General features: G+C 61.4%; 7 protein-coding genes and 1 riboswitch. Of the genes, 1 reads left to right on the top strand and 6 read right to left on the bottom strand.

Annotation, left to right across the window (positions count from 1 at the left end):
- Positions 1 to 84 precede the first annotated feature (84 nt).
- From RBR25_RS08050 to thiF, 6 genes are all read right to left on the bottom strand, one after another.
- Positions 85 to 1,542, bottom strand: coding sequence for a putative bifunctional diguanylate cyclase/phosphodiesterase (locus RBR25_RS08050; protein WP_432819031.1), 1,458 nt, complete (start codon positions 1,540 to 1,542; stop codon positions 85 to 87).
- Positions 1,543 to 1,720: 178 nt separating this feature from the next.
- Positions 1,721 to 2,359, bottom strand: a complete 639-nt coding sequence (thiE, locus tag RBR25_RS08045) for a thiamine phosphate synthase (RefSeq protein ID WP_432819030.1) — start codon at positions 2,357 to 2,359, stop codon at positions 1,721 to 1,723.
- 60 nt (positions 2,360 to 2,419) lie between these two features.
- Positions 2,420 to 3,547, bottom strand: a complete 1,128-nt coding sequence (gene thiH / locus RBR25_RS08040; RefSeq protein ID WP_432819029.1) for a 2-iminoacetate synthase ThiH — start codon at positions 3,545 to 3,547, stop codon at positions 2,420 to 2,422.
- Positions 3,548 to 3,677: 130 nt separating this feature from the next.
- The gene (locus RBR25_RS08035) at positions 3,678 to 4,448 is read right to left on the bottom strand and encodes a thiazole synthase (protein WP_432819028.1); all 771 of its coding nucleotides are present in this window, start codon (positions 4,446 to 4,448) and stop codon (positions 3,678 to 3,680) included.
- Between the two features lie 65 nt (positions 4,449 to 4,513).
- The gene (gene thiS / locus RBR25_RS08030) at positions 4,514 to 4,714 is read right to left on the bottom strand and encodes a sulfur carrier protein ThiS (RefSeq protein WP_432819027.1); all 201 of its coding nucleotides are present in this window, start codon (positions 4,712 to 4,714) and stop codon (positions 4,514 to 4,516) included.
- A 15-nt stretch (positions 4,715 to 4,729) separates the two neighbouring features.
- Complete coding sequence (gene thiF / locus RBR25_RS08025; RefSeq protein ID WP_432819026.1) at positions 4,730 to 5,536, bottom strand: sulfur carrier protein ThiS adenylyltransferase ThiF; 807 nt, start codon at positions 5,534 to 5,536, stop codon at positions 4,730 to 4,732.
- Positions 5,537 to 5,585: 49 nt separating this feature from the next.
- Positions 5,586 to 5,687: riboswitch (TPP riboswitch) on the bottom strand.
- Between the two features lie 95 nt (positions 5,688 to 5,782).
- Between thiF and RBR25_RS08020 the strand changes: the two genes are divergently transcribed.
- Positions 5,783 to 6,163: a hypothetical protein gene (locus tag RBR25_RS08020; protein WP_432819025.1), complete on the top strand. Its 381-nt coding sequence runs from the start codon at positions 5,783 to 5,785 to the stop codon at positions 6,161 to 6,163.
- Positions 6,164 to 6,181 lie beyond the last annotated feature (18 nt).

Raw genomic sequence — 6,181 nt, 5'->3', positions numbered from 1 at the left:
TCAAAGAGCCATTAAGACCGCTGCGGGGATATCTACGACATTTTGCCGAGGCCTTTCGGCCCGGCAACAACCGAATTGGTTGGCTCATGCCTCAAGCCGCGTGAGCTTTTTTCGCGATTGCATCATAATTTTACCGGAGTGTAGTTCGGTTTGTTCCTGGTAATACAGCTGAAATTCCTGCCGCTCCAGAGCCTGCACGAGCCCCTGTTCCAAAGAGATGCGTTGCAGTACCTGACGGTGCATCTCTGGAGAAAAGAAATGATAGGTGTTGCGTCCGCTCTCTTTGGCCCGGTACATGGCCATGTCGGCGCAACGCAACAGGCTGTCCGCGTCCTTGCCGTCATCGGGGAAGAGGGCGATGCCGATACTGGTCGAGGGGAAAATCTCCTGTTCCTCGATCGTCACCGGCCGGGAAAGGGTCTGAAGAATTTTCCAGGTAATCTGCGTCAAGCCTTTGGTCGGTGGTGCCGAATGCAGCAGAATGACGAATTCGTCCCCCCCAAGGCGGGCCACGGTGTCGCTTTTACGCACGGTTTCCCGCAGTCTCTCGGCGACGACCTTGAGCAGTTTGTCGCCGGCGGCATGGCCCAGACTGTCGTTGATGAGCTTGAAACGGTCGAGATCGAGAAAAAGTAAGGCGCTGCGCAGATCTTCCCGTTTGGCGGTGATCAGGCTCTGACCGAGACGGTCGAGCAAAAGCATACGATTGGGCAGACCGGTGAGGGGGTCGTACTGGGCAAGGCGCTGAATGGCTTGCTCGGCCAGTTTCAGCTCGGTGATGTTTTCATGGGCGATCACGATACGAACGGGCCCTTTTCCGGGGAAACGACTGACCCGGCCGTTGTACCAGTGCTGGCGCTCGGGGGCGTGGCAGGGATATTCGAGAGAAAACTCAATGAGTGAGCCGTTCATGACGGCGCGGATCCCTTGCGAGTAGGCCTCGGCCTCCTGGGCATCCTGGCCGGTGGCGTGATCGCAGACGGCGAGATAGTTGATCCCTTCGCAGAGGAGGTCGGGATCGGGGCTGTTGGCTGCGGCAAATTCGCGCCAAGCCTTGTTGACGGCGACGATCGTTCCTTGTTCATCGAGAATGGCGATGTTTTGCGGCAGGGCGTCGACGACATCCCGGGAAAAACGTTCCGACTCCAAAAGCTCAGATTCCAACTGCTTGCGCCGGGAGATGTCTTCCACCAGTACGAGAACGCCCGCCGCCTTGCCGTCGGCGTCCGGCAGCGGGGTGGCCGACCAGCTGACATCAATCAGCCGACCGGATCGGGTGGGGTGGCGCTTTTCCTGGTTGGTCAGGGTTTCGCCGGAGAGGATGCGTAAAAAAGCCTGATTGTAGTCATGATGATTCGTACCATACAGATCCGCTCTGGTGCGGCCGAGAACTTCCTCGGCGGGCCAGCCGAGTATTGCTTCGGCCGCGCGGTTCCAGTGGAGGATGCGACCGCCGGTGTCGAAGGCAATCACCGCCAAAGGCCAGGCTTCCAAGAGCTTCAGCAAGGCCGCGTGCAGTCGTTTCTGAGGAATTTCTGCCATCTTCTCCATCCGTCGCCCCCGACGTGACGACCTGCTGCACCTGGTTTTGCTGAGAAAATAATATTATAGATTCCAAGTATAGCACCCTTCGGGAATGACGCATCCGCGCGGGCAGCCATTCATGAAAGAAGGGCACGTCCCTTTTCGGTAACCTTTCCGGGAGCGGTTGGCTGGGAACTCAGGAGCGGGGAGGCGACAGGAGTCTCACGAATTCTCGGGCCCTGTCTTCTGGCGAGGGGGCGGCGAGAATAGCGCCGATGCAGGCGGCACGAGGGCAGCGGACGGCGACGAGTTCGGCGAGACGTGCGACGGTGACGCCGCCGAGGGGGAAGATGGGCAGGGGAGCGGCGACGCAAGCGTCGCGCAGGGCGGCGAGTCCGACCGGCGCGCCGTAGGCGGCTTTGGAGGGGGTGAACCAGACCGGGCCGAAGGTGACGAAATCGGCTCCGTCGCGGGCGGCAAGGGAAATCTCTTCACGGTGGTGGGTGGAGAGGCCGATCAGGCGATGGGGACCGAGGAGGGCGCGGGCCTCGGCGACGGGGAAGGAGTGGCCGCCAAGGTGGACGCCGTCGGCCGCAACCGCCAGGGCCACGTCGATACGGTCATTGATCAGCAGCTTGGCGCCAAATGCTCGGGTCAGTTCCCGCAGCTCCCGAGCCGCCGGCAGAAGTTCCCGGGCGGTGAGATCCTTCTCCCGCAACTGCACGGCACGTACCCCGCCGCGCAGGGCGGCGCGTACTGCGGAAATCAGATCGCCGCCGGGAATCTGGCGGCGATCGGTGATCAGATAGAGGTTGAAATCGATCGGGTTGGGCATAGAAGATATCCGGTAAGGGCGATCCATCGGGTCCGCTCAGGGCGAGGCAACGCCTCGCCCCTACATCGCTTTTTGACTGTCGAGGAACGCCTCGTCCCAGTCCTTCCATACCGCTTCGTAACCGCTGGCGCGGATCAGGCGACAGACCTCATCCGGGGTGCGGTCGTCGTCGATGGCAAACTGCTGGGTGCTCAGATCCTTGTCGGCGTAACCGCCGGGGGCGGTGCAGGAACCGGCGCTCATCTGGGTAATCCCCAGGGGGATCAGGTTGTTTCGCAACTGCGCGCTCTCGCGGGTCGACAGCACCAGTCCCGCATCGGGCAGCAGTAGGCGCAAAGCGCAGATCAACTGCACGAAGTCGTGATCGGAAACCGGGTTCAAGGGTTGGAAACCGCCGTCCGCCGGACGAATGCGCGGAAAGGAGACGCTTACCTGGGTACGCCAGTAATGGCGGGAGAGGTGCAGGGCGTGTAGCCCAAGGAAGAAGGCTTCGCTGCGGAACTCGCCGAGACCGAGGAGGAAGCCGAGACCGATGCGGCGCAGACCGGCGGCGCCGCCCCGCTCGGGAGTGAGCAGGCGGAAGTTGTAGTCGCGTTTTTTGCCGAATGGGTGCATTTCTTTATATAGTGCGCGGTCGTAGGTTTCCTGGTAGACGGTCAGGCCATCCACCCCGGCGTCGACCATCTGCCGGTAGCCCTCGGTTTCCATGGGGTAGACCTCAATGGTAATTGAACTGAACAGAGGGCGGATGCGTTTGATGCAGGCGGCCAGATAATCGTTGTCCACCGCTTTCGGTGACTCTCCAGTGACCAGCAGGATGTGCCGGAAACCGAAGTCGTACAACACCTTGGCTTCGGTCCAGACTTCGTCGAGGGTCAGGGTGCGACGCGGCACCTGGTTGCTGGCGGAAAAACCGCAGTAACGGCAACCATTGGTGCAGAGGTTGGAGATATACAGCGGCGCATAAAGCAGAATGTTCTTGCCGAAGCGCCGCAGGGTCAGCCGGTGGGCGCGGGCCGCCATCTCTTCGAGATAGCCGGCGGCGGCCGGCGACAGCAACGCCTGCAAGTCATCGGGCCGCAAACGCTCCGTCGCCAAGGCCCGCTCCACGTCGGCAGCGGTTTTTCTTTCAATGCTTTCCTGCACCTGCTGGGGATCGTAATCTTTAATGATGTCGAGGAATGTCATTTTGTTTATCACCTTAAAATGGGCCTCTCGCTCGTTCGCTGCGCTCACTGGAGGACACCGAGGACGCATCTTTAAGCTAGAGATTTTCTCTGTGTTCTCTGCGAGCGGGGATGAGATGCCTTTGGTTTTTTTAATCCCGCAGAAACCCGGTCAACGGACTTGAGGCTTCGGCCTTCTGGCGCTGTTCGCCGAGGCCGGAGAGGAAGGCTTCGCGGCCGGCTTCGACCCCTTTTTTGAAGGCCGATGCCATCTTCCCCGGATTGGGCGTCACCGCCAGGGCGGTGTTGACCAGGACCGCATCGGCCCCCATCTCCATAGCCAAGGCGGCGTGGGAGGGGGCGCCGAGGCCGGCGTCGACCACCACCGGGACGATCGCCTGCTCGATGATGATGGCGATGCTGTCGGCGGTGCGCACCCCTTTGTTGGTGCCGATGGGCGCCCCCAGGGGCATGACTGTGGCGGTGCCGATTTCCTGCAGGCGCTTGGCCAACACCGGGTCGGCGTTGATGTAGGGAAGGACGGTGAACCCATCCTTGATCAGGATTTCCGCCGCCTTTAAGGTTTCGATGGGGTCGGGGAGCAGGTAGTAGGGGTCGGGGGTGACCTCCAGCTTGATCCAGGGCTCACAACCGGCGGCCCGGGCCAACCGGGCCAGGCGCACCGCTTCCTCGGCGTCGCGGGCGCCGCTGGTGTTGGGGAGCAGCAGGTATTTTTTCGGGTCGATGTGGCTGAGCATGGCATCCCCGGGGTTGTCGATGTCGACCCGGCGCAGGGCAACGGTGACGATTTCGCAGCCCGATTGCTCCATGGCTTCGACCATCAGTTCATTGGAGGCGAATTTGCCCGTGCCGACCAAAAGGCGCGATCTGAATTTGCGTCCGGCGATAATTAGTTCATCCATTGTCATTATCCTCATATAGGGGCGGACCTTGTGTTCGCCCAGGTTTGTTTGTGGACAGGGTGCCTTTACCCACCGCCGACGAACTGAACGATTTCGAGGGTGTCGCCATCTTTGAGGGTGGTGGCGGCGAACCGTTCCTTGAGCAGCACGGCGCGGTTGTGCTCGACGGCAACGCGGTTTGCGTCCAAGTTCAGGCTGTCAAGAAGGGCAACAACGGTTGGGGCTCCGCCGTAAGGTCTGGTTTTTCCGTTAATCGTCAGTTCCATAGCGATTTCCTTGTTTCAGGTCGGCTCTTCGCCGAGGAGCAGGCGCAGCACGGCGTTGGCCTGGTGGTGGGCGGCGATGCCGACCCGGGGGGCCATCAGGCCTTCGCCGGGGCGCGCTTCGGTTTCGCCGTCGCCGACCAGATAAAGATTGGCGGCGGCGCGACGGGTAACGATGCTGTTGGACGGGCCGAAACCGGCCATGCCCGAACCCATCACCAGCGGTTTTCCCGGCACTTGGGTCAAAAAGGTCTGGGCGAGCATGGCTTTCTGGTCAGCACCGTCGAAGGCCTCAACCAGCACCTCCACCGACGAAAAGTATGGGGGAATATTTTCGGCGGTCAGTCGTGCGCAGTGGGCGGTGACTTGGATGTAGGGATTGATCCGCGCCAGGTTGTCGCGCAGAGCCAGGGCCTTGGGCAGGCCGATCTGGTCGATGAAATACTGCTGGCGGTTGAGGTTGGAAGGCTCGACCACATCGAAGTCGGCGAGAATCAGCCGGCCCACGCCGAGTCGGGCCAGGGCGACCGCTACCGCCGAACCGAGGCCGCCGCAACCGGCGATGCCGACCGTCGCGGCTTTGATCCGGCCATGGACGCCGGGGGTGTGGCGGGCGGCCATCAGCGCTTCCAGTTCCCCGGCGGCGGGGATCTCCCCCCGGCGGATGAAGACCACCCGGTCGCCGGCAGCCAGGGGAACGTCCTCGCTTTCCGGAAAGCCGTTGCGGATGCAGAGGTCGGCCTCGGGCTTGACGGCACCTCGAAGTTGCTGGAGAGTCGTCCCGGAGGCGATCTCGGTAGGGCGTTCGTTGATTTCGATCTGCATAACGTAAAAAGGCCGCTCGATGAAAGCGGCCTTTGCCGGGAGATTTCTCTCCCGGTGGGCGCCGCTTCCCTACGCCGGTATGATCCGGATCAGGTTCAAAGGGTCATCCTGTCGCCAGGACTCTCAGTGGTTCACTCCCCTAGGGCGTTACAAATTGTGGTAAGCACGCTAGCAGATGCGCAAAGCCGAGTCAACGGTTTTTCCAGTGGAAGGTTTTCGTTGTTTTCCCAGGGGGCTTTGACTAGTATGATGTCCTTGAAACCCCGCATCAGCGGATTCCGGATGGTCAGCCAAGGAGCAATGTCGATGAGCATTTCCGAGCGTTATAGGGAACTGGTAGTGGATGTCAAAGCCGCGCTGGCGGAGATGTCCGGCGCGTCCGGCGAGGAAGAGGGGCGGGAACTGCGGGAAGTACGCAAGGCGGCGGAAGGGATTTCGGAACTCTACGAAGCGGTGGGGGAGATTCCCCGCATCCGTCTGGAGGGAGATCTGACGCCGGTGCTGCTCAAAGCCCACAATCAGCTCGACCGTGCCCGTCTCCTGCTGGAAGAACAGGGCGCCGCCGACCGTGCCGCCGGCATCTGGGAACTGGAACAGAAAATTTACCGGCTGCTCAACGATTTGTAGGGGCGAATCTTGTGTTCG

It is taken from the genome of Trichloromonas sp., from assembly GCF_034006665.1.
Taxonomy (GTDB): Bacteria; Desulfobacterota; Desulfuromonadia; order Desulfuromonadales; family Trichloromonadaceae; genus Trichloromonas.
The sequence above is the reverse complement of the archived record's forward strand: the minus strand, read 5'-3'. Positions and strand labels throughout refer to the sequence as shown.